Genomic DNA, 23,714 nt, shown 5'->3' with positions numbered 1-23,714 from the left:
ACAACATAACGAGACGAGGAAATGCCGATGGAAGTCACCACGGAGAATCGCAGCCCAGGGAAGCTGTTTAGCTGGATTGAGCGGGTCGGTAACAAAATACCGAACCCTTTTTTATTGTTCGTCTATTTGATTGTGGTGCTGATGGTCGCGACGGCCATCATCAGCGGTCTGGATCTGGCGGTGAAGAATCCGACCAACGGCGAGCTGGTGCGGGTCAATAACCTGCTGAGCGTAGCCGGATTGCAGTGGATCCTGCCCAATATCATCAAGAACTTCAGCAGTTTTACCCCGCTGGGTTCGATTCTGGCATTGGTGATTGGTGCCGGTCTGGCAGAAAAGGTCGGTCTGCTGCAATCGCTGATGGTCAAGATGGCGTCACGCGTTAGCCGTCGCTACGCCAGCTATATGGTGTTGTTTATTGCCTTCTTCAGCCACATCTCCTCCGATGCCGCGCTGGTGGTGATGCCGCCGCTCGGCGCGCTGATCTTCCTCGCCGTGGGACGTCATCCGGTAGCGGGTTTGCTGGCGGCGATCGCCGGTGTGGCGTCCGGGTTTACCGCTAACCTGCTGATTGTCACCACCGATGTGCTGCTGTCGGGTATCAGCACCGAGGCCGCCAAAGCGGTGAGCGACACGGTGCACGTCAGCGTGATCGATAACTGGTTCTTTATGGCTTCATCGGTGGTGGTGCTGACCATTGCCGGAGCGGTGCTGACCGACAAGTTTATCGAGCCGCGTCTGCCCGCCTGGAACGGTGGCCACCAGGATCGTCTGCCGCCACTAACCGCACTGGAAAACCGCGGCCTGCGAGCCGCAGGTATCGCCGCGCTGGTGTTTATCGCGCTGATGGCGCTGCTGGTGGTGCCGGAACACGCGCCACTGCGTAACCCGAAAACCGGCGGCATTATCCCGTCGCCGTTTATTCAGGGCATCGTGCCGATCATCATCCTGTTCTTCTTTGTGGTGGCGATTGCCTATGGCGCGGTGACCAAACAGATCCGCCGCGCGGATGATATTCCGCAATTGCTGGTTGATCCGATGAAGAGTATGGCGGGCTTTATTGTGATGGTGTTTCCGCTGTCGCAGTTCGTCGCCTTCTTCAACTGGAGCAACATGGGTAAGTTTATGGCGATTGGCCTGACGGATATGCTGGAAAGTGCCGGAATCAGCGGCGCACCGGCGTTTCTTGGCCTGATGTTCCTGTCGGCGTTCCTGTGTATGTTTATCGCCAGCGGTTCCGCCATCTGGTCGATTCTCGCCCCGGTGTTTGTGCCGATGTTTATGCTGCTCGGCTTCCACCCGGCCTTTGCGCAGATGATTTTCCGTATCGCTGACTCAGCAGTGCTGCCGCTGGCCCCGATGTCACCGTTCCTGCCGCTGTTCCTGGGTTTCCTCCAGCGCTACCAGAAAGATGCGCAACTTGGCACCTATTATGTGCTGATCTTCCCCTATCCGCTGGTGTTCTTCGCCACCTGGATTGTGTTGCTGGTGGTCTGGTACGCACTCGGTTTACCGATCGGTCCGGGCGTCTATCCCAGCCTGCATTAATCGCATCGCCAGGGACGGCGATCACACTTACGTGATTTGCAACGTACGTTGCTAAAATCTCACCGCCTCACCTCTCGGCAACCTGTGCGTAATTGATTATTCTGCTATTCCTTCGCTTGCTAACGGTTAATTATTTTTAAAACCAATCTCCGCCGTTCGCGAGTTTTGTAAACACCGTCATACCGAGGTTCACACAAAAATGACAACAGCCTGCACCACAGGGATGGCTGGCGATTTTATCGCTGCGGATCGCCGCACCTTAGCTGGACGCATTGATGCGCTCCCCTCTTCCGCTGGCCTGTGGCGTTTTATTACGCTGCTGGCACTGGGCGGCTTCTTTGAACTCTACGATCTGTTCGAAACCGGCTATATCAGCTCCGGGCTACTGGCGGCGGGCGTGTTCCACACCGGTAGCGCGGGCGTGTTCGGTATTGCCGATCAGGCCGCTTTTGCCTCGGCCACGTTCCTTGGCCTGTTTGTTGGTGCCAGCCTGCTCGCGCCCTACGCAGACCGCTTTGGCCGCCGCCTGACCTTTATGTGTGCACTGGCATGGTACGGTGCATTTTCGCTGCTGATGGCGTTCCAGCAGAGCGCCGAGATGATTATCCTGTGCCGCTTTCTGGTGGGGATTGGCCTCGGCATTGAGCTGGTGACCATCGATACCTATCTTTCCGAGTGGGTGCCGACCCAGCTGCGTAGCCGCGCTTTCGCCTTCTCGTTCTTTATTCAGTTTCTTTCGGTTCCGGCGGTGGCGCTGATGTCGTGGTGGCTGGTGCCGCAAACCATTCTCGGTCTGGAAGGCTGGCGTTGGGTGGTGATTGCTGGCGCGCTCTGCTCGCTGGTGATCTGGTTTATTCGTAAGAACCTGCCGGAATCAGCGCGCTGGCTGGCACAACAGGGACGGCATCAGGAAGCGCATCGCGTCCTGAGTGCAATGGAACAACGCTGCGGCATTGCGCCGGGAGAAGACTTTTCCGACAGCGATGCGGCGGCGCAACTGCCGAAGAAAGGCCGTTTCAGTGAGATTTGGGCGCCGGCGTATCGTAAGCGCACCCTGATGCTGGTGGTGATGAACTTCTTCCAGGCGATTGGTTTCTTTGGCTTTGGCAACTGGCTGCCAGCGCTGCTGTCCGGCAAAGGAGCCACGGTGACGCACAGCCTGTTGTATGCGTTTTTCATTACCCTGGCGTACCCGCTGGGTTCGCTGATTTGCAGCCGCTACGCCGATAAGCTGGAGAACAAGTGGCAGATTGTTCTGTCGTCGTTGATGACGGTGGTGTTCGGTACCCTGTTCGCCTTTATGACCAACCCGGTGTTGATGATTATCTGTGGCTTCCTGATTACCTACAGCAACGCCTGGCTGACCTTCAGTTACCACGCTTATCAAACTGAGATTTTCCCGACGCACATTCGCGCCCGCGCGGTGGGTTTTTGCTACTCCTTCAGCCGCCTGTCAACCGCATTCAGTAGCATTCTGATTGGCATGATTCTGCAATATGCCGGAAGCGAAGGGGTGATTGCCTTTATCGTGTTGAGTATGTTGATGGTGATGCTGTCGGTGGGGATTTACGGTCCGAAGACGCGTGGGATTGATTTGGAGAATATTTAATCGCTGGCAGCAGCGGGCTGACACCGAGAAGGTTCCGCCCGCCAGGCATTAGGGAGTTTCAGTTGTAACGTGCAGGCGGACGGGTTAAGGCCCGAAGGCGCGGGCCTTAACAATCCGCGCCCTGCGCCGTCCTCGCGCAGCGCATCGCGCTGTCCCCTCGCTTATCACTCAGGCCACCCGGACCGCGCGGATTCGCCATCCCTGGCTCATTCCGCTCTCTCGCCGCATCCATGCGGCTCGCCCTGGCCTTCCCTCTGCGCTCGGCGCTGCGGATGCCGCCCACCTCACCGCCTGTAAGCCAAGTGCTCTCTTCATTGCGCGATAAATCGCGCCGCTACAAATAACCGCACGTAACGTAGCGGCGCGATTTATCGCGCAGACAGCAGTGATGATTTTACAGAGAAGTAAAAGGCGTGCAGCGAGGGTGGGACGCCATCCGGACTCGCTGAGCGAATGAATGCCGCCTGGATGAGCCGCATGGATGCGGCGAAAGGCGGCGTTGAGTGGTAGCGGCGCGATTTATCGCGCAAAAAAGAGGCTGGCGCGAGGCCCGGGATTGCAAAGGGTGCGGCCAGGCACCCTTTGCTCGGTCGCCGCACCGGCGAGCTGCAACTGCCGGTGCCTATGGCGAACGAAATCAGCACCTTCGCTGCTACTGCTGCTCCAGCACCTTAATATCCGCATTACCCTGATGGGCCTGCACAGCCTCATCCTTCCGTAACGACGCCACATCCTTCGCCGTCACCGTGGCTTTGGCACCATTCCCCCAACTGCCGCGAATAAAGTTCACCACATCCGCCACCTGTTGGTCGTTGAGACGCCAGCCGAAGGCCGGCATGGTGATCGCCGTTGGCGCACCCTGCACGCCCGGCAGCGTTCCGCCCGTCAGCACGATATGGATCAGCGAAGTGGGATCTTGCGCCAATACCACCGGGTTGCCACGCAGCGCCGGGAAGAAGCGTTGATAGCCGCTACCGTCCGTTTTATGGCAGGCCGCACAGCTATCGACATACACCGACGCGCCAGGCTGGCTGTCATCCCCTTTCCACAACGCCTGCGCGACGGTGTCATCCTGCTTAAACACCGCCTGGTTGGCATCTTTCGCCCCCAGCGACTTCAGGTAACGGGCAATCGCCGCGATATCCTCATCGCTCAGATATTGCAAGCTGTGCTCAACCACATCGGTCATGCCGCCAAAAGCCGCAGTGTGATCGTTGCGACCATAGCGCAGGAACTGACGCAGGTCGTCCTCGCTCCAGCGGCCTAAACCGTCGCGATTGTCACCACGCAGGTTGCTGGCCGTCCAGCCGTCAATCGGTGCGCTGCTGCCGGAGAGATAATCGTGGGCATCATCGTTACTCAGCGCCTTCTCCTGCATGGTGATGCTACGCGGCGTATGGCAGGCACCACAGTGACCCAATCCTTCCACCAGATAACGCCCACGCGCCAGCTGCGGATCTTCCTGCGCGGCAGGCTGGAACGCTTTCACATCCGGCGCAAACATGCCACGCCAGATAGCCAGTGGCCAACGCATCGACAGTGGCCACGGAATGTCACTGTCTTTATTGGCCTGTGCGACCGGTGCCACACCGTGCATAAAGTAGGCATAGAGCGCCTGCATATCTTCATCGCTCACCACCGCGTAAGACGGATACGGCATCGCCGGATACAACGTGTCACCGTTTTTCGCCACACCATGACGCACCGCTTTCTGGAAATCGTCATAGCTGTAGTCACCAATCCCGCTGGTTTTATCCGGGGTAATATTGGTGGAGTAAATGGTGCCAATCGGGGTCGCCATCGGCAGACCACCGGCAAAAGGCTGGCCACCTTTCACGCTGTGACAAGCCACGCAGTCCCCGGCACGCGCCAGATATTCACCCCGTTTCACCAGGGCATCATTTGCCTGATCATCCGCCAGCGCGGCGAACGACAGCGTGCCCAGCACCAGGGCCAAAATGTTTTTGAACATCAATGAATTCCTTATGCCTGCACCAGTGGACCGGGGTTTTTCAGATACTGTTCACGGATGGCTTTAGCTGACCAGTAAGTCAACGCTGCCACCATACCGGTTGGGTTGTACCCCAGTCCCTGCGGGAACGCAGACGCGCCCGGGACAAAGACGTTCGGCACATCCCAGCTCTGCAAATAACGGTTCACTGCGCTGGTTTTCGGATCTTCACCCATGATCGCGCCGCCGCTCATGTGCGTGGTCTGATACACGGTGGTGTCAAAGTGGCTACCCGGCCCTTTCGCGCCGCCGATGATCATCTTCGGGTTCATCGCTTCGGTGATTTTGCGCATTTTGCCGATCATAAACTGCGCCATCTTGATGTCGTTGTCCTGCCAGTCAAAGGTCATACGCAGCAACGGCTGGCCGTAGGCATCTTTGTAGTTAGGATCGAGATCGAGGTAGTTGGCGCGATACGACTGGTGCGCACCGTGGGCATCCATCGAGATGTGATGGTTATAGGTATCCGCCACCGCCGCTTTCCACTTGCTGCCCCAGGTCGGAGTGCCTTGCGGCGTCGGCAGACCCGAAATCGGTTTGGTGCCCGCCTGGTTAACCCAGAACGGCGAACCGCCAACGAAACCATACGGACCGTGGTCGAAGTTGTCGGCGTTGAAATCATCCACCGCCACCCCTGCGCCACCGGCACCGATAAACGGGTTGGTGGTGGTGTTCTTGTCGAACAGCGCTTTCAGCGTCGAGATGTTCTGATAAGCAAAGTTACGGCCTACCGTGCCTTCGTTGGTGATGGGGTTGTACGGCTGGCCGATACCGGACAGCAGCATCAGATGCACGTTATGGAACTGGAACGCCGACAGGATCACCAGATCAGCGGGTTGCACCACTTCACGTCCCTGACCATCGAGGTATGTCACGCCGGTGGCGCGTTTTTTGTCGTCGGTCAGATTGACGCGCAGCACGTAAGCGTTGTTGCGCAGCTCAAACTTCGGCTCCTGACGCAGCGCAGGCAAGATGTTCACGTTGGGCGAAGCCTTGGAGTACATGTAACAGGCATAGCCGCTGCAATAACCGCAGAAGTTACACGGCCCCATTTGCGCGCCGTAGGTGTTGGTGTACGGGCCAGAAGTGTTGGCCGACGGCATATCATAGGGGTGATATCCCACCGCTTCTGCCGCCTGAGCAAACAACTGTGCGGAGTAAGTACGCTTCTGCGCCGGTAACGGGAAGTCGCTGGAACGATCGGGCGCGTATGGGTTGCCACCTTTCTCTTTACCCACCAGCTTACCTTTGATGGTCCAGGCGCTGCCGGACGTGCCAAACACCTTCTCGGCCTGATCGAAGAACGGTTCCAGCTCGTTGTAGCTGACGCCGAAGTCCTGAATCGTCATGCCTTCCGGAATGAATTTTTTACCGTAACGCGCTTCGTAATGGCTGCGCAGATTCAACTCGACCGGATCGACACGGAAATGCACGCCGGACCAGTGCAGGCCAGCGCCGCCGGTACCGGTGCCCGGCAGGAACGCCGCCAGTTGGCGATACGGCACCGCCGTTTGTGAGGCATCGTGACGAATGGTGACGGTGCTTTTCGACAGATCCTGGAACAGCTTTTTACGGATGTTATAGGTCAGTTCATCAATGGATTGCGGATACGCGCCATCCGGATAGGTGTCGCGGTGTGGGCCACGCTCCAGCGCTACCACGTTCAATCCGGCTTCGGTCAGCTCTTTCGCCATGATCGCACCGGCCCAGCCAAAACCCACCACCACCGCATCCACTTTCTTCAGTTCATTTGCCACGCTTACGCCCTCTCCCCGCGAATATCCACCGACGGGAACGGATAACGTTCACCGCGTTCCACCCAATCCATATAGTCAGCACGGGCACCCGGGAAGCCGATCAGCTGCCAGCCCACCATGCCCTGATTACCACCGTGGATGGGATCGCTGAAGTAACCCTCGCGGGTGTTCTGCAACAGGAAGGAGAAGAAGGTTTTGGCCGGAAGCTGCGTGAACGCCGCTTTGCCGCTTTCGAAGTCACTCAGCAGCGCGTCCTGCTGCTCACCGCTCAGCTCAGCAAACACTTTGCCGTGCTGCTGTTTGCTCCAGTTATCGGCTTCCGCCAGACCGAGACGGTAGATCTGCTGCGGCACCAGCGAGAGCTGATAACCCAGCTCTTTTGGCAGATCGGGGTTGAACGGCCCCTGCATATACCAGTTGCTGCCGGTGGCGTACGGGGTGTTCATCTGGCGATCGATAAACTCCGGCACCCCGGCTTCCAGCGCGCCTGGACCCCGTTCATCGTTGGGGATCAGCCGCGCCACTGCGGCGGTAATCAACGCGAACTCTTCGGCGGTGAACCAGGTGGGCTGATAATCGCGCGCTTTTTGCGGCGCACCCTGTTGCTCTGCTGCACCGGCAGCCATTGGCGCAACCAGTGCGCCCATCGCTGTGGTTCCAACCGCCATTGCTGGCGCCAGAGTGATGGTTCTCAGCAGAAAGTCCCTGCGCGTGTGACCATTTTTGTGTTCTGACATGACATTGCCTCAGTGCCGCATATAATGTGGCATGAAAGGTTAACTAATTGCGTTGTAATGATTTTTATGTGCGGGCTTAAGGATACAGCGCCACCGTTACCGGTAACATTGCGCGCAGTGTAACACCGATGCTGACAAAGATTTAGCGGAAGGAAACAAATTCGCACAAATTAATTAACATTTTGCGCAGCTGCTTTACACCGCAGGCGCGACATTGTCATTGTCTGATACAACAGCCTACAGACAGTTAAGTCCCCAAAACGGTATAAAGGGATCTGATCACAGCGGAGTGTCTATGTTTAAGTCCTATTTTCCCCGGCCAGCGCTGTTTTTCAGCTCGGCTGCCATCTGGAGTTTGATGGCGATTTTTGCCTGGTTTGGCTTCGCCAGCGATTTACCGGCAATGTGGCCCAACATCGCCGCAGCGATGAGTAAACCTTTGCCCGATAATGCGTTGCGTTTTATCGCCGCCAGCCAACTGTGGTTTTACGGCTATTACTGGCTGGTGGTGGCGCTGTTTGCCATTGCCTGGCGCATCGTCGATAACCACCCGTGGCAACGCTGGTCGGTGTGGGGTTCCGCGCTGATCATCTTTGTCACCTGGTTTGGCGTACAGGTCGGCGTGGCGGTGAATGCCTGGTACGGTCCGTTTTACGATTTGATCCAGAAAGCGTTAACTAAAGCGGGATCGGTGCAGATCGGTGAGTTTTACCAGCAGGTTATCGCCTTTTTAGGCATTGCGTTAATCGCCGTGGTGATTGGCGTGATGAACTCATTCTTTATCAGCCACTGGGTGTTCCGCTGGCGTACCGCGATGAACAACTACTACATGCACAACTGGCAGCGCCTGCGTCATGTAGAAGGTGCCGCACAGCGTGTGCAGGAAGATACCATGCGCTTCGCCAGCACACTGGAAGACTGGGGGGTGAGTTTTATTCAGGCGATTATGACGCTGATTGCCTTCCTGCCGGTGCTGATCGCCCTGTCACATCATGTGAAAGATATTCCGCTGTTGGGCAATATCCCTTATGCGCTGGTGATCGCCGCCGTGTTGTGGTCAATTTTCGGCACCGGCCTGCTGGCACTGGTGGGGATTAAGCTGCCAGGTCTGGAGTTCCGTAACCAACGGGTGGAAGCCGCCTATCGTAAGGAACTGGTCTACGGCGAAGATGACGCCTCGCGCGCCTCGCCGCCAACCGTAACCGAGCTGTTTAGTCGTGTGCGTTTCAACTATTTCCGCCTCTACTTCCACTATCTGTACTTCAACATTACCCGCATTCTCTACTTGCAGGTGGATAATGTGTTCGGGCTGTTTTTGCTGTTTCCGTCGATTGTCGCGGGCACCATCACGCTCGGTTTACTCAACCAAATCACCAACGTGTTTGACCAGGTACGTTCATCTTTCCAGTATCTGATCACCTCATGGTCAACGCTGGTGGAGCTGATGTCGATCTACAAACGTCTGCGCAGTTTTGAGCAGATTTTGCAGGATATCCCGCACGAAGAGATGATGCGCGAAGCAGCGGAGTCTGAATAACATCCGTAGCGGCGCGATTTATCGCGCGGATTTTTCCTGAATCGCGCACGAAATCGCGCCGCTACGGGTTCTGATTACAGTGTGATACGCAGCACGCTGTCCGGATTTTTCGGTGGCTCTTTACGGGAACCCGGCTGCTTGATGCTGACAAACAGCGTTTTACCGTCGGCAGACAGCGCCAGGCTGTTCGGCAGGCCCGGTGCTTTCACGGTGCGTTTCACCTTGTAGCTGCTGGCGTCGATGATGCTGATCTCACCTGCTTTACGGTGCGTCACATACAGTTCGTCACGGTCAGCGTTAAACAGCACCGCCAGAGATTCCGGTACATCGATCTTGTGGATGACCTGCTGAGTACGGGTATCCAGCACCAGCACCTGCGGCTGTTTGGAGTCGCTGAGGAAGGCGCGATGGCCTTTGGTATCCAGCGCGATATTCAGGAAGAAGTGATCCTTCTCCGCATCAATTTTCTGACGTTTTTCAATCGCATTCAGACGGGTATTGATGGTGACCAGCTCGCCATCACCGTTGGTGACGTAGAGTTTCTGTGCAGCGGAATCCAGCGCCAGACCGGTCCCCATTTTGCCGGTGTTCGGCACGGTGCTGACTAACTGCAAGGTTTTGCCATCCACCACCCATACCACGCTTTGCGGTCCGAGGCCGGTGATATACACGCGGTCGGTTGCCGCATCGGCCACCAGCTCACGCGGTTGCAGCGGGCGCACATCTTCACTGCGTTTGCGCGCATCCAGCACCAACGTGTTCAGCACCTTGCCAGTGCTGGCATCAATAGCCGTCACCGCCGCATTCACGGTATTACCGATATACAGGGTATTGGTTTTGGTATTGATGGTGGCACCGAAGGCTTTCAGATCGGTGTCGATGGTCTGCTTCACCGCCAGATTCTGCGGGTCGAGACGATAGACAGTGCCGCCTTTTTCATTGGTGGCATTTTGTGACGTCGCGAGGAACAGCGCGTTATCGCTGTTGCTGAACGCCAGTTCATACGCACCTTTAGAAATCGGCTGATTCAGTTCCTGCGCATCAGCTGCCAGAGCAGCAGAGCCAGAGAACAGAGCCGTTGCCAGAAACAGTGGACGCAGCACCCACTGCACAGTTTTATTCGCTTTCATGACTTCTCCATAGCAAAACCACCGCCTCACGGCAGTGAATGAAAGCCCGACATTGCAACCAGATAGTTAAAAGCAGCCCGAGGCGGGCCGACGAAGGATATTAGTTTTTGCGAATAGTAATCATTTGCGAGGGAAAGTGACAGGATTTTATCTGCTTAAACGCGGCCAGGGCGCCCGGAGGCGCCCTGTCAGCACAGATTGTTAACCGACTTATTTGGTCAGTTCAGCGGTCATGTGCACGCCGTTGTTGAAGTTGGCTTCGGTCACTTTATATGAAGCACCAGCTTCGTGTGCCTGAGCAGCGATTTTCGCTTCAGCACCGTCCAGAGTAGAAGCGGTAGCGGTCACGCTCTGAGCAAAGCTGGCGAACGGCAGAACAGAAAGGGCAACAACAGCAGCAAAAGTTTTGATAGATTTCATGGTCAATTCCTCGGTCAACGTTTGATTAGGTAAGGCATCATCGCCTTGTTGAGAGATATAATAGGCGGGAAATTGATCAACAAAAAGCGGAGAGATTTGCGGATATCATTCAAATAAACTGAATTTAAAAAGCACGATATGATTAGCTTTTATGCAGAGTGTTAATAATCTGCCTTTTAGTTAAAAGGCAGGATTTATTGCTGCGATTGGTAAAGGTTAACGTGCGCGATACATCGTGCCGCTACAGACAGGTGCAGTTTGTAGCGACGCGATGTATCGCGTGGTTTTCATTACCTAACCGTGATGGCGCACGCGGGTGAAAATGGTGATCGCCGCCAGCAGCATCAGTACGCCACTGGAGAGGAACACGCCGCCAGCTCCCTGTAAATCAAACATCCAGCCACCGGCGGCAGCACCGACGGTAATCGCCAGTTGGATGGTGGCGACCAGTAATCCGCCCCCGGATTCGGCATCATCCGGCACAGCGCGTGAAATCCAGGTGGACCAGCCGGTCGGCATCGAGCCAAACGCCAGGCCCCAGAGCGCAACACCCGCCCCCACCAGCCAGGACACGCCGCCAAAACTCACCAGCACCAACGCGGTGACACTCATCACCAGCGCCATGCCACTCAACGTCAACGACACGCTGCGCGTCACCAGATAACCCGCCAGCGATGTGCCAAAAAAGTTTGCTACGCCAAACGCCAGCAACACCAGAGACAGTTGGTTGACGTTGAGCTGGGCCGCGCTTTCGAGGAACGGACGCAGATAGGTAAAGAAGGCGAAGTGACCGGTAAACATCATGATCACCGCCAACATGCCCCAGCGCATCACGCTACGACGCAGCAGGTCGAGCACGCCACCGCTACGCGCCTTGTTCTCCGGCGGCATAGCAGGCAGGGTAAAGAACTGCCAGAACAGCGCCAGTACCCCCAACGCTCCGGTCAGCAGGAAGATATTACGCCAGCCAATCAACCCACCCAGATAGCTACCCAACGGGGCCGCGATAATGGTCGCCAGTGAAATCCCGCTAAACACAATCGACAATGCACGCGGCACCTGTTCACCTGGCACCAGACGCATGGTGATGGCGGTTGATAACGTCCAAAAGCCGCCAATCGCCATCCCCAACAGCACGCGTGCCAGCAGGATCATGGTAAGGTCCTGAGCAAACGCCACCAGCAACGCCGAGGCAATCAGCAGCAGGGTAAACGCCAGCATCACCATCCGGCGATCGAGACGGCGGGTGATATTGCCGATGACCAGGCTGGTCAGCAGCGCCACCAGCGCAGTGACCGTCACCGTCTGTCCGGCCTGCCCTTCGCTGACCTGCAATGCATCGGCAATCGGCGTGAGCAGGCTTACCGGCAAAAATTCGGCGGTAATCAGACCGAATACGCCAAAAGCCATGGCAAATACCGCCCCCCAGGCCGGTTTTTCTACCGGCAAACTCTGTTCGACGACATCACTATTCAGGCTCATCTGCGATCCCCATCACAAAAAATTAAAATGTGAGCATAGTGAGCAACAGCAAGACGATCTATGATACAAAAACTTTGTTTTTTGATAATTCGTCTGGAATCGTATGAGCCGCTATGAAGATCTGACCAGCGAACTGCTGATGGGCATGCGCCTGTATGGCGTCAAATACCAACGTATCGCCCTTAACGCCCCGTTTGGTCTGCGTTATGACGACGCGCCGGGTCGGGCGCAACTGCATTTTGTCGGGCGTGGATCGCTGTTGATCCGTTCTGCCTCCGGGACGATCTATCCCCTTCAGGCGGGTGACGCTTTGTTGATCCCACATGGCCGACCGCATGCGCTGATCTCCAGCGAAGAGGTAGAGTGCGAACCGATCAGTACCTTTAACAGCAAACCGATCTGCGCCAGCGTGTGTGCCATTGACGGCGCTGAAGGGGAGTGCGTGGACAACACCGATGTCGTGCTGTTCAGTGCCTGCATGGCGTTTGAGTTGGGCGGCATGCAGCCGCTGGTCCACACCATGCCGGATGTGATGCTGGTCAGCACGCTGTTGGCGCAATACCCGGAAATCCAGCCCATTCTCGACGCGATGGAGCGGGAAACGCGCCAGCGCCAGGCGGGTTTTGCCGGGATTTTGTCCCGGCTGGCGGATGTGGTGGCGGCGCAGATTGTGCGTGGTTGGGTGGAGAATGGCTGTGGTAAGGGCAGCGGCCTGGTGCAGGCGTTGCGCGATCCGCGTCTCAGCCTGGCGATGGCCGCCATGCATCGTGCGCCGGGGGAAAACTGGACTGTCGAACGACTGGCGCGTGAATCCGGCAGTTCACGCTCGGTGTTTGCTGCACGCTTTCAGTCGGCGACCGGAATGACGCCCCTGCGCTACCTCACCGAACTGCGTATGCGGCTGGCGGTGCAGCGTATCGTCAACGAGGGTGAGGCGATGGAAAGCGTCGCTTTTCATCTGGGTTACGGTTCGCTGGCGGCCTTCAGCCGGGCGTTTAAACGGATTGTCGGACAACCGCCAGGCGCTTTGCGCGCCCGACGGGAGATGCTGCCCGATGTCTAACGGAACACGCTAATCGCTTCCACCAGGCGGTTCGCCTGACGTGCCATACGGCCCGAGGCTTCCGCCCCCTCCTGCACCCGCGCTGCGTTCTGATGGGTAATATCGTCAAGATCTTCTACCGCCCCGCTCACTTCACTCAGCGCGGTGGATTGCTCTGCGGTGGCGGCACTGATTTGCGCGATAAGCGTGGTAACGTGCTGCACCTGTTCGACGATGTCCTGCATGGTGCGCCCGGCAGCATCGGCGTGCGCACTTCCCGACTGCACGCGGCTGGCGCTGGTTTCCACCAGATTTTTAATCTCACTGGCTGCGGTGGCACTGCGCTGTGCCAGATTACGCACCTCACCGGCTACCACAGCAAACCCTTTCCCCTGTTCACCGGCACGAGCCGCTTCCACTGCGGCGTTCAGGGCAAGGATGTTAGTCTGGAAGGCAATGCTATCAATCACGCTGGTGATATTGGCAATACGCTTCGAACTGTCCGCTATTTCAGCCATCATCCCCACCATCTCCTGTACCACCTGACCGCCCTTCACCGCCGACTGGCTGGTGTTGACGGAGAGGTTATTCACCTCGCTGGCAGTCTCGGTATTACTTTTTACCGTCGCAGTCATCTCATTCATGGTGGCGGCAGTTTGCTGCACGTTAGCCGCAGCCTGTTCGGTGCGACGGCTCAATTCATCGTTACTGCGCGCAATAGCGTCGCTGGCGCTCAGTACATTAATCGCCTGACCGCTAACATCATCCACTAACCAGCGGAACATCAACCCCAATTGGCCGATGGCACGCAACGTGACGCCGATTTCATCTACCCGATCCATCTGCTCCACTTTATGACTGGCACCGGTCGCCACGCTCAATGCCTGACGGCACATGCGTTCTATCGGGCGGGAAATCTGTTGTTCCAGCCACAAACAAGCCAGCAGCAGCAACACTGACATGCCGCCGGTAAAACAACCGATGGCCAGCGGGGCCATCTCCAGTAGCCAGACACTCAACGCCGATAGCGGCAACAACGCCGCGAGGGTGGAACGAATCCGCCAGCGCAGTGGCAGGGTTTTCAGCACCGCACTGAACCGGCCCACAATCAAGCCCTTATGGAAGCGCCGCCCTTTGGCACGCCCTTCGCGGAAATCACGATACAGCGCCTCTGTCTGGCGGATCTCCTCGGATGTCGGTTTGGTACGTACCGACATATACCCCTGAACCTGCCCCTCACGCACCACCGGAATGGCATTGGCACGCACCCAATAATGATCGCCATTTTTGCGGCGGTTTTTCACCAGCGCAGTCCAGGGTTCTCCCTGCTTCAACGTTGCCCACATATCCGCAAAGGCCTCCGGCGGCATATCCGGGTGGCGCACCATATTATGTGGCTGACCATTGACCTCTTCCGGGCTAAACCCGCTGACTTCAATAAAAGCGTCGTTGGCGTAGGTGATATAGCTGTTGAGATCGGTGGTGGACATCAATGTGGCATGATCGTCGAAAACGTATTCGTGCTGAGTAATGGGCTGGTTGTTACGCATGAGTCAGTCCTTGCAAGGCCCGCAGAGGGTGAAGTATTGATAACGCTTTTTTATATTTTCGGCAGGCAATGGTCCTTACTTTAGCGTGGCTTTATAATTTTAGAGCCAGATCCCACGAGGGAGAAGCGCTGCGGTGCGCTTTAACAGAGGGGTAAATCAATAAAATTTTATTTAGAGTAAATAAAATCAATGTTTTACCATGAAAGTCAGCTTATCCTCCTGACCGCGCGCTGATATCGACAGCCACCCCCGCCAGAAAGACGGACGATTAATCGCGTAGTTCCAGTGCCACTCCCCTTTATGTTTTTCTGCTCCCGGTAAAAAACATTATTTTCCGGTCCAGCCAGGTATAGCGAATACTCCTGAGCCCGATAAACAGACTCAGTCGTCAGGTTAATCATTCAGGTTCAGATCACTGGTTATGGCTGGTCATGTTATCTGGCCTCTACCAAATCTGGCTTTAAGTTCCTGTTAACACACGCCCTAACACCTCTGCATCACAATTTCTATAAGATAATTACTGAAGTCCCGATACACGAAACCGCCGTGCTGAGTGCAATACGGACGTGGGAAAATGCTTTTAATGCCTTCCAACTAAATGGCTAAAATCCTAAGACCATTCACGCAGGACAAAAATCATCTCAATAAAAACGGCAGCTTATTAATTTAACTATATCGCCTGGTAATATTTTTATTCTTTAGCAGAAATAATATGCCAATCTAAAATGAATAGCCAAAATCTTAGATGAGATTGTCATTCAATCTAAGTCACGCGCATTTTAGGAAATTAGCTATATTCCTTTGCCCCCAATTGGAAGATATTACTAAGCATGACAAAGATGTTTTCTTGTAAGAAATTCACCCGGACAGCAGTTGTTTTTTAACTGCCTAAAGACCAAATTAAGATTTACATTCATCAAAAAAATAATAACGATGCATCACATTTTTACGTTAAGTTATCAATTTATGGCTACAGACACACTACAGATGCCACTTTTATGTAACATGATGGATATTAAGGGATTATTATTAAATTACATTCTGTTCGCTGAGCGCCATTCAGGGCCATTAATAAATAGAGAATAAGCGAGCAATTAAAATTTATTTATTTAACCACTGCAACAACAGCATGGTTCTCCAACAGGGACGTACCACTGGCAGATAAGACGAAATTGAAAATATCCATACCGTACTGGCAGTAATGATGTACTGCTATCGCGGAGCTTTTGATGCTGTTTATCAATTTATTGCTCAGGCCGGTAATTGTTGGGCTGCAAGGCTCACTGGTGGATTTCACGGGAATCATGGCATGACAACCACTATTAAACATAAAATCGTCACCGCCAAATCAGAAGAGATCGATTTGGGGCGCATTTACGGTGGGCTGCTGGATCATCGTAAATTGATTATCGCGGTGACCAGTGTCGTTACCCTGTTTGCGATTGTTTATGCACTGTTCGTCACGCCGGTTTATCAGGCGAATGCGATGATTCAGATTGAGCAAAAGCAGGGGAATGCGTTGCTGAATAACATCAGCCCAATGCTGCCGGATACCGAGCCCGTCTCCGCGCCCGAGATCGCATTGCTGCAATCGCGCATGATCCTCGGCAAGACCGTTAATGATTTGAACTTACAGGCTGTCATTAGCCAGCAATATTTTCCGCTGTTTGGCCGTGGATGGGCAAGGTTGACGGGAGAGGTGCCGGGAAAACTCAGCATCAGTCAGTTGTATCTGCCACGTACAGATGAAACCCCGCCGCGCATTACCTTAACCGTTGTGGATAACGAGCGTTTCCTTGTCGAGAACGGCAATGTCCAGTTCTATGGCAACGTCGGTAGCCCGATCACCCGCGATGGCATGTTACTGAATGTCGATAGCATGCATGCCCAACCGGGGACGAAATTCACCGTGAAATATATTTCACGCCAGGCGGCTATTGCCAGTCTGCTGGATAACTTTGATGTCGAGGATCAGGGCAAGAAAACCGGGATCCTGCTGCTGACATTGAGCAGTGATGACAAAGCCAGAGCCGCATCGATCCTGAATGTAATCAGCGAGAACTATTTAGAACAGAACGTTGCCCGGCAACGGGCTGAGGATACTAACAGTCTCGATTTTCTGCATCAGCAATTACCACAGGTACGCAGTAATCTCGATGCAGCAGAAGACAAAATGAACCTTTACCGTCGTCAGGTAGACTCGGTGGATTTGTCTCTTGAGGCGAAAGCCGTGCTTGATCAAGTGGTGAATGTGGATAGTCAGCTGAATGAACTGACGTTTCGTGAATCTGAAATTTCACAGTTATATACCAAAGATCACCCGACCTATAAAACGTTGCTGGACAAGCGCCAGACGTTATTACAGGAGCGCGACGATCTGAACAAGCGTATTTCCACGATGCCGGCCACCCAGCAGCAAGTTGAACGTCTGAGCCGCGATGTGGACTCCGGACGTGCTATTTACATGCAGCTACTTACCCGTCAGCAAGAGCTGGGCGTGGCGAGATCCAGCATCATCGGCAATGTGCATATTATTGACACCGCGGTAACGCAGCCGTCACCTGTTCTGCCGCAAAGAACAAATATGGTGGTGACGGCCCTGGTCGCCGGATTTATTTTCTCGCTGATACTGGTTGCCGGGAAGATGTTATTGCGTCGGACAATTGCATCAGCTGAGCAACTGGAGCACATCGGGGTGAGTGTGTATGCCAATGTGCCGGTGTCCGAATGGTTGAATAAGCAGAATCAAGGCGTGAAACGCTTCGGTAGCAAAAAGTCGGTTGTGGGGATCAAGTTCCTGGCAATTGAAAACCCTGCTGACCTGGCGATTGAGGCATTGCGCAGTCTGCGCACCAGCCTTTACTTTGCGATGCTGCAAGCCAGAAACAACGTGTTAATGATCTCTGGCGCCACGCAAAACGTCGGTAAGACATTTATTGCCAGCAACTTAGCGGCGGTGGTCGCTCAGTCAGGTCAGAGGGTGTTATTTATTGACGCCGATATGCGTAAAGGCTATGCCCATAAGCTGTTTAATCATCGTGGGAATAAAGGGTTGTCAGACATTATATCTGGTCAGGTCAACGTGGTTGACTTAGATAAGAAAGTCCCTGGTGTTGGCTTCGATTTTATATCACACGGAAGCATTCCTCCGAACCCGGCAGAATTGCTCTCGCATAAGAGATTTGAAGCTTTATTAACCTGGGCATCGAATAATTATGATCTGGTGATTGTTGATACTGCGCCGATTCTGGCAGTCACCGATGCCGCAATCATTGGACGCTATGCAGGCACGTCCATGCTGGTTGCGCGATTTGAGGTCAACACCATCAAAGAAGTGCAGGTCAGTATCAAACGCTTCGAACATGTGGGGGTGGAAATCAAAGGATGCATTCTTAATAGCGTGCTCAATAAGGCAAGCAATTATTATGTCTATGGATATAGTCAATATAATTACGCCTATGCAGATGAAAAAAAGGATAACAAGACTGAGTCAATGAAAATGCCCTCTGTGTAACCAGGGTGTTTTTAAACGCTAAACTCAATGGTTAAAGGTTTTCCTATGCGTAAAACAATCTTCGTTGTAATTTTAAGCGGTAAAAATTATAAAGACTCACGCGTTCTTAATGGCATGATGAATAAATCCTGTGCTGATACCGATCTCCTGATCATCAATCGGGGACCGAATCCGCTGCGATTTGATAAAGACTTCATTCATACCCTGGGCTTTTGCGTCAATAATATCGACATCAAAGAGTCAATTGGTGATCTGCCATTGGGCGAAGTCTGCAATAATGTTATCAGCAAAAATGCAAGCTATGACCGCTTTATCTTTTGCGATGATGACAGTGTTCTGAACAAAGAATATATAAAACGTCTGGATCGCTACCATAAGCAAGGTGTGGACTTACAAATCCCGAGTATTCGGGGGCGTGTCGATGGCCGGGTTTATTATCCAATTATCAATGAAGCGGTGTGTAAAGCCGCCGACGGTTTCAACATCAACACCGAGAGCACGGTTAAATCATTGGGGTTAGGCCTGGTGATCTATCGCTCATTAATCGAGAAATTTTCAGCAAGAAATATGGGCGTATTCGACAGCCAGTTTGCATTAAACGGTTGTGATACTGGCTTTTTTAGTCGACTCGACTTGTTGAAAACGGAGAAGATCAATATCGCCATACAGGTTGTTAACTCACTTAATTATGCCCTGGTGCAGTCGCAAGAGATAACCAGTAAATGGCGCGCGCTGGACAAACTGCGCGATAGTTTCTTATCGGTAAAAATGAGTCGTTTTCGCTATTAATATGAATGAAAGAAAATAATAACACTTATGACAGGATATTTTCCGGGACATTTTTAATTTTTTGGATTTATTTTATATGACTACTTTACAGCAGCGCATACACATTCAATCTGAGTGTCGTCTCTCTCCGTCGATCATCTGGCGCGGGCTATGCCTGTAACTTCTGTACAAAGATAACAGGATAAAAACCATGGCCATGAAACCGGTTGTAAACATGCTAATGGATGACGAAGAGGGGGTCGATACCAGTCGACTCTTCGCGGAACTGCTCGACTCCCGCTATTTGATACTGGTGATCACCGTCAGTTTTATGCTGATGGCGTGGGTCTATACGTTGCTGACGCCCGTCGTCTATCAGGCCAATGCACTGATTCAGTTAGAGCCGCAACGCGCCAACGCTATTCTGGCTAATCAGAACAGTACGCCGCTGCCTGATGGCAAACCGGTTTCAGCTATCGATGTGAAATTACTGCAATCACGCCATATCCTCGGTGCGACGGTGGACGACCTGAATTTACAGGTGGTGGTTGAGCCGAAGCACATGCCGATTATTGGTTCAGCGTTGGTAACGTTGACAGGAAAATCTTCGGGTGAAATTGACGTCAGCCAACTTTTTTTGCCCGGCACCACTGACGACAACAGCGAGCAAGTGACATTAACGGTGCTGGATAGCCGCCATTATCAGATTAACTGGGGCAATGCCTCCTTTGTGGCTGAAACCGGCAAAGTTTTTGCGCACGCAGGCATGCAGATCCTGGTTGCCAGCATCAACGCGCTGCCGGGGATGCAATTCACTGCGACTTATCTCTCCAGACTGAACGCAATCAACAGGCTTCAACATCAGCTGAGCGCGCAGGACCCGGATATCAATAGCAGCATGATCAGACTGACATTGACCGGAGAAGATCAACACGAAACCATGCGGGTGCTGGATAATATCGCCTCACATTATCTTCACCAGAATATTAGCGAGCAGGTTGCGCAGGATAGTCGCAGCCTGGTGTATTTGAACCAGCAACTCCCCGAAGTGCGCAGTGAGTTAGACCGTAATGAAGATAAGCTGAATGCTGCCAGAGAAAAAAACGGCAGCGTCGATCTGCCGCTGGAAGCGCAATCGGTTCTTGACCAGTCGGTAGATATTGATAATCAACTCAATGAGTTGACTATCAACGAAGCTGACATCTCACAGCTCTATACCAAAGGTCATCCCGTGTATAAAACGCTGCTGGATAAACGCCAGACGCTGCTGGCAGCAAGAGATGGGTTGAAAGAGAAGATATCGGCGATGCCCGCTGTGCAGCAGGAAATATTACGCCTGACCCGTGATGTTGATTCCGGACAAGCACTTTATATGCACTTGTTGAGCAGGCAACAGGAACTGAACATCACCGTATCCAGTGCGATTGGTAATGCGCGCGTGCTTGACCATCCGCTTGATGATCCTGAACCGGTTTCACCGAATAAATACCTCATCATTATTCAAGGCTTGTTGCTTGGCCTTTTAGTGTCGATAAATGTGATTTTTATCCGATTTGTGCTGGATAAAGCGGTGGAAACATCAGAGGAATTAGAAGAGCAGGGAATGACCGTTTATTCCAGCATTCCGTTTTCACCCTGGCTGGAAAAAAGTAATAAGAAGAACATCTACAAAATGGCAAAGTCCTTTCTTCTGCGGGAAAACCCCACGGATCTGGCGATTGAAGCATTGCGTAGTTTGAGAACCAATATACATTTTTCCATGCTGGAAGCACGCAATAACATTCTGATGATTTCAGGTGCCAGCGCCAGTGTGGGGAAAACCTTCATCAGCACCAATTTCAGTGCGGTGATGGCGCAAACAGGGAAGAAAGTGCTGCTGATTGATGCTGATTTAAGAAGAGGCACCGCGCATCATATTTTCAATGTTAAGGAAAAAGCAGGATTATCAAATATTCTGGCGGCGAAGTATCCCATTGAATCAATCCAGCCAATAACCATCAGCGATGATCTGCACTTTATTGGTCGTGGCACCCTTGACCAGGGTTTTACCGAACTCCTGATGAGCCGACGGTTTGGTGATCTGATGCGCTGGGCTGAGAAAAATTACGATTTAGTGGTGGTAGACACACCCCCGGTGCTGGCCGTTACGGACGCGGAGATTATTGGTGCCTACGCCGGAACGACCATGCTGGTAGTACGCTGCGAGAAAAATACCCTCAAGGAAGTTGAAATCAGTCAGCGTCGTTTTGAACGCAACGGCATTCATATTAATGGATGTATTCTGAATGGGACCAAACTTCGTTCCTATGGATATTACCGTTACAGCAACATCCAATATACTTACGAGTCCGCCAGACAAGGATAAAATAATTATTCACGCGTCGTTATGCACTTAATTAACTTTAACATTTCACACGAAGTGAAGTGTCCATTATATTTCCCAGGAGATCAGCATTATGAATGCTAAGTACGCAGCACAACCTTTAGTGACGATTTATATTCCTACCCACAATCGCTCGTCACTGGTTAAACGTGCCATAGCATCGGTTCAAAACCAGACCTATACAAACCTGGAAATTATTATCTGTGATGATGGTTCGTCTGATAATACCCAAATGGTGATTGCGGAGATGAAAAAACGGGATGGCCGCATTATCTATCTTAGAAATGATGTCCCAATGGGAGCCTGTTATGCGCGTAATCGCTGCATCGCCATCGCCAAAGGTGAATTTATTACTGGCCTGGATGATGACGACTATTTTCTGCATAGCAGAATTGCGAATTTTGTCACTGCCAGCCAGAAACTGAATAAATCATTTCTTTGCGCCAACATGATCTTCAAAAATCGTCACATTGAGAAAAAATGGAAGAGTTATGTCGGTGACATCACACTAAATATGATGGGATTTAAAAATTGGGTGGGTAACCAGGTATTCATCGAAACCCGCATGATGAAAAACATTGGTGGCTTTGATATCAACTTTCCCGCCTGGCAAGATTATGACCTCTGGTATCGCATGATCATGCAGTATGGTTCATGTTACAGAATTGATGACGCCAGCTATGTCGTTAATATTGAAGATGATCGCCCACGTATTACCACTGGCAGTAAGGCATGGCAGGGTTATCAAAAATTTATTACGACACATAAACCTTCTCTGAGCCGTCAGCACCTGAACTCGCTCTATTTTCAGGATAAGCTGAACAGAAAGGATGAAATTAATCTCAGAGAATTCTTCTACCACCCCAGCATTGATAATTTTCTGATCCTTGCCAGACATAAAGTCAGAAAGCTTATTAGCATTCAGAAACAATCACTAAAGGTCCGCTTATGATGATAAGAATGAATAAGCTAATGCCGCTGAGCTTAGCAATGAGCATGACCATTCCAATAGGTGGGTTGATACTTTCCTTTTTATCTCTGGATAAAAAAGGGATGAACCGACTGCCCTTTCTGGTGATGTCGATGTTCTATTTCTTTCTGCTGATCAAGATACCGCCATTAGGGGATCTCTACAGGCGCTATCTGGAAATCCATGCTTATGGTCCAGGTACGCATTTTTCTGATATTGCCAGTGCCCATACCGATGTTCTGCTTTATGTTAATGGCTGGATTTTCCAGCTACTGAATATTCCGTTCTTTTTTATCCCGGCATTTTACGGTGGCGTGATGTGTTACTTGTTACTCGCAGCATTCCGTAATGTGACATTGATAGACAGTTCGGGAAGAGAAAACAGAGAGGTTTCATCAACCAGATTGGCCCTCACCTATTTTACGGTTTTTTCGGCGCTGAATATTTTGAACCTCGTGCTGGGTATCCGCTACGGTACGGCACTGGTGTTTATGATTTATGCCGTTACCTGTTACTTCAGCAGAAGCAAACTGCGCTGCGGTATTTTTGTACTGCTTGCATTGCTGATGCACTTTTCGATGGTGTTTGTCTCTCTTGTCTTCGTGGCAAGCCTGTTCTTTAAAGTTGAAAAGAAATTTGTCTTACCTTTAAGCATCTTGTTCTGGCTGCTGAGTTCTGTGGCGCTGCGTTCAATTCTGCCCAGCATCGGGTTTATGGGCATTGGTGACTATGCCATGGGGGGGTATGTTGATGGTAGCTTTAGCGCAACGCCCAATGACAGCAACACCATTATGGTCGCCATTATTACCCGTGCACTCGGATTGGCTTCTTTCGTTTTCTATCTTTTCAGCAAAGGTGAGGTGAAAGGTTTTGACCGTTTTTTAAACCTCTTCATTCCCTGCTGTTTCATCATGTCTGTCTCATATACCGCAATGGGGCGTTATCTCAACATTGCACAATATTTGCTGGCGATCCGCATTTGTTATGTTTATTTGTTCTCAACCGGAGTTGACTCGGCAAGATTTCGCCTGCTACTCAGAAACTATCTTGTCGTATTTGCGTTACTTAGCTTACTGATTATCAATATTTATACCCAACGCAGAACGTTAACGATGGGAGGACTCTGGTCATATGCCTGGACCAGCCCGGTTTTTCTTCTTAATTACAGTGAACAGGACTTTGAGAAATATCTCAATGATATTGATTATGACGGCTACTGGATAAAACACAGATAACCTTACTACCCTATTAAAAGA

16 protein-coding genes are annotated in these 23,714 nt (G+C 52.4%); 9 read left to right on the top strand and 7 right to left on the bottom strand.

Going from position 1 to position 23,714, the window contains the following annotated elements:
• Nucleotides 1-27 precede the first annotated feature (27 nt).
• Entirely contained in the window at nucleotides 28-1,548 is a 1,521-nt protein-coding gene (gene abgT / locus AC6I8R_RS01980; protein WP_021184139.1) for a p-aminobenzoyl-glutamate transporter, read from the top strand.
• Between the two features lie 199 nt (nucleotides 1,549-1,747).
• On the top strand, nucleotides 1,748-3,157 hold the full coding sequence (locus AC6I8R_RS01975) for an MFS transporter (RefSeq protein WP_021184138.1): 1,410 nt from the start codon (nucleotides 1,748-1,750) through the stop codon (nucleotides 3,155-3,157).
• Nucleotides 3,158-3,809: 652 nt separating this feature from the next.
• On the opposite strand, the gene AC6I8R_RS01970 is transcribed toward AC6I8R_RS01975, so the two are convergent.
• The 3 genes from AC6I8R_RS01970 to AC6I8R_RS01960 are packed head-to-tail and all read right to left on the bottom strand — an operon-like array spanning nucleotide 3,810 to nucleotide 7,662.
• The gene (locus AC6I8R_RS01970) at nucleotides 3,810-5,129 is read right to left on the bottom strand and encodes a c-type cytochrome (RefSeq protein ID WP_497831847.1); all 1,320 of its coding nucleotides are present in this window, start codon (nucleotides 5,127-5,129) and stop codon (nucleotides 3,810-3,812) included.
• Nucleotides 5,130-5,140: 11 nt separating this feature from the next.
• Nucleotides 5,141-6,925, bottom strand: a complete 1,785-nt coding sequence (locus AC6I8R_RS01965; RefSeq protein WP_208724641.1) for a GMC family oxidoreductase — start codon at nucleotides 6,923-6,925, stop codon at nucleotides 5,141-5,143.
• Nucleotides 6,926-6,927: 2 nt separating this feature from the next.
• On the bottom strand, nucleotides 6,928-7,662 hold the full coding sequence (locus AC6I8R_RS01960) for a gluconate 2-dehydrogenase subunit 3 family protein (RefSeq protein WP_036626341.1): 735 nt from the start codon (nucleotides 7,660-7,662) through the stop codon (nucleotides 6,928-6,930).
• Nucleotides 7,663-7,957: 295 nt separating this feature from the next.
• On the opposite strand from AC6I8R_RS01960, the gene sbmA reads away from it, so the two are divergent.
• A complete protein-coding gene (gene sbmA / locus AC6I8R_RS01955) occupies nucleotides 7,958-9,199 on the top strand; it encodes a peptide antibiotic transporter SbmA (protein ID WP_021184133.1) in 1,242 nt (413 codons plus the stop codon).
• A gap of 74 nt (nucleotides 9,200-9,273) precedes the next feature.
• On the opposite strand, the gene yncE is transcribed toward sbmA, so the two are convergent.
• The 3 genes from yncE to AC6I8R_RS01940 all read right to left on the bottom strand — a co-directional run bounded on the left by yncE (nucleotide 9,274) and on the right by AC6I8R_RS01940 (nucleotide 12,231).
• The gene (gene yncE / locus AC6I8R_RS01950; RefSeq protein WP_415173283.1) at nucleotides 9,274-10,329 is read right to left on the bottom strand and encodes a 7-bladed beta-propeller protein YncE; all 1,056 of its coding nucleotides are present in this window, start codon (nucleotides 10,327-10,329) and stop codon (nucleotides 9,274-9,276) included.
• A 210-nt stretch (nucleotides 10,330-10,539) separates the two neighbouring features.
• Nucleotides 10,540-10,749, bottom strand: a complete 210-nt coding sequence (locus AC6I8R_RS01945; RefSeq protein WP_013507539.1) for a YdgH/BhsA/McbA family protein — start codon at nucleotides 10,747-10,749, stop codon at nucleotides 10,540-10,542.
• 294 nt (nucleotides 10,750-11,043) lie between these two features.
• Nucleotides 11,044-12,231 carry an MFS transporter gene (locus tag AC6I8R_RS01940; RefSeq protein WP_021184131.1) on the bottom strand — a complete coding sequence of 396 codons (1,188 nt, stop codon included), beginning with the start codon at nucleotides 12,229-12,231 and terminating at the stop codon, nucleotides 11,044-11,046.
• Between the two features lie 103 nt (nucleotides 12,232-12,334).
• Between AC6I8R_RS01940 and AC6I8R_RS01935 the strand changes: the two genes are divergently transcribed.
• Nucleotides 12,335-13,294 (top strand): AraC family transcriptional regulator, encoded by a 960-nt coding sequence (locus tag AC6I8R_RS01935; RefSeq protein ID WP_021184130.1) that lies wholly within the window; start codon nucleotides 12,335-12,337, stop codon nucleotides 13,292-13,294.
• Here AC6I8R_RS01935 and AC6I8R_RS01930 read toward each other — a convergent pair.
• The gene (locus AC6I8R_RS01930; protein WP_415173284.1) at nucleotides 13,291-14,823 is read right to left on the bottom strand and encodes a methyl-accepting chemotaxis protein; all 1,533 of its coding nucleotides are present in this window, start codon (nucleotides 14,821-14,823) and stop codon (nucleotides 13,291-13,293) included. The two genes, AC6I8R_RS01935 and AC6I8R_RS01930, sit on opposite strands and share 4 nt — an antisense overlap.
• A 1,309-nt stretch (nucleotides 14,824-16,132) precedes the next feature.
• Between AC6I8R_RS01930 and AC6I8R_RS01925 the strand changes: the two genes are divergently transcribed.
• The 5 genes from AC6I8R_RS01925 (at nucleotide 16,133) to AC6I8R_RS01905 (ending at nucleotide 23,693) form a co-directional block, all read left to right on the top strand.
• Nucleotides 16,133-18,337 (top strand): polysaccharide biosynthesis tyrosine autokinase, encoded by a 2,205-nt coding sequence (locus AC6I8R_RS01925; RefSeq protein ID WP_497831846.1) that lies wholly within the window; start codon nucleotides 16,133-16,135, stop codon nucleotides 18,335-18,337.
• Nucleotides 18,338-18,382: 45 nt separating this feature from the next.
• On the top strand, nucleotides 18,383-19,126 hold the full coding sequence (locus AC6I8R_RS01920; RefSeq protein WP_497831845.1) for a hypothetical protein: 744 nt from the start codon (nucleotides 18,383-18,385) through the stop codon (nucleotides 19,124-19,126).
• A 190-nt stretch (nucleotides 19,127-19,316) separates the two neighbouring features.
• Nucleotides 19,317-21,470, top strand: a complete 2,154-nt coding sequence (locus AC6I8R_RS01915) for a polysaccharide biosynthesis tyrosine autokinase (protein WP_497831844.1) — start codon at nucleotides 19,317-19,319, stop codon at nucleotides 21,468-21,470.
• 91 nt (nucleotides 21,471-21,561) lie between these two features.
• On the top strand, nucleotides 21,562-22,440 hold the full coding sequence (locus AC6I8R_RS01910; protein ID WP_415173286.1) for a glycosyltransferase: 879 nt from the start codon (nucleotides 21,562-21,564) through the stop codon (nucleotides 22,438-22,440).
• Between the two features lie 38 nt (nucleotides 22,441-22,478).
• Nucleotides 22,479-23,693: a hypothetical protein gene (locus AC6I8R_RS01905; RefSeq protein WP_415173287.1), complete on the top strand. Its 1,215-nt coding sequence runs from the start codon at nucleotides 22,479-22,481 to the stop codon at nucleotides 23,691-23,693.
• The last annotated feature ends 21 nt before the right edge of the window (nucleotides 23,694-23,714 follow it).

Source organism: Pantoea sp. X-Soil-OKNW-713, assembly GCF_059730685.1.
Note: the sequence above shows the minus strand (reverse complement) of the source record. Positions and strands in the feature narration are given on the sequence as shown.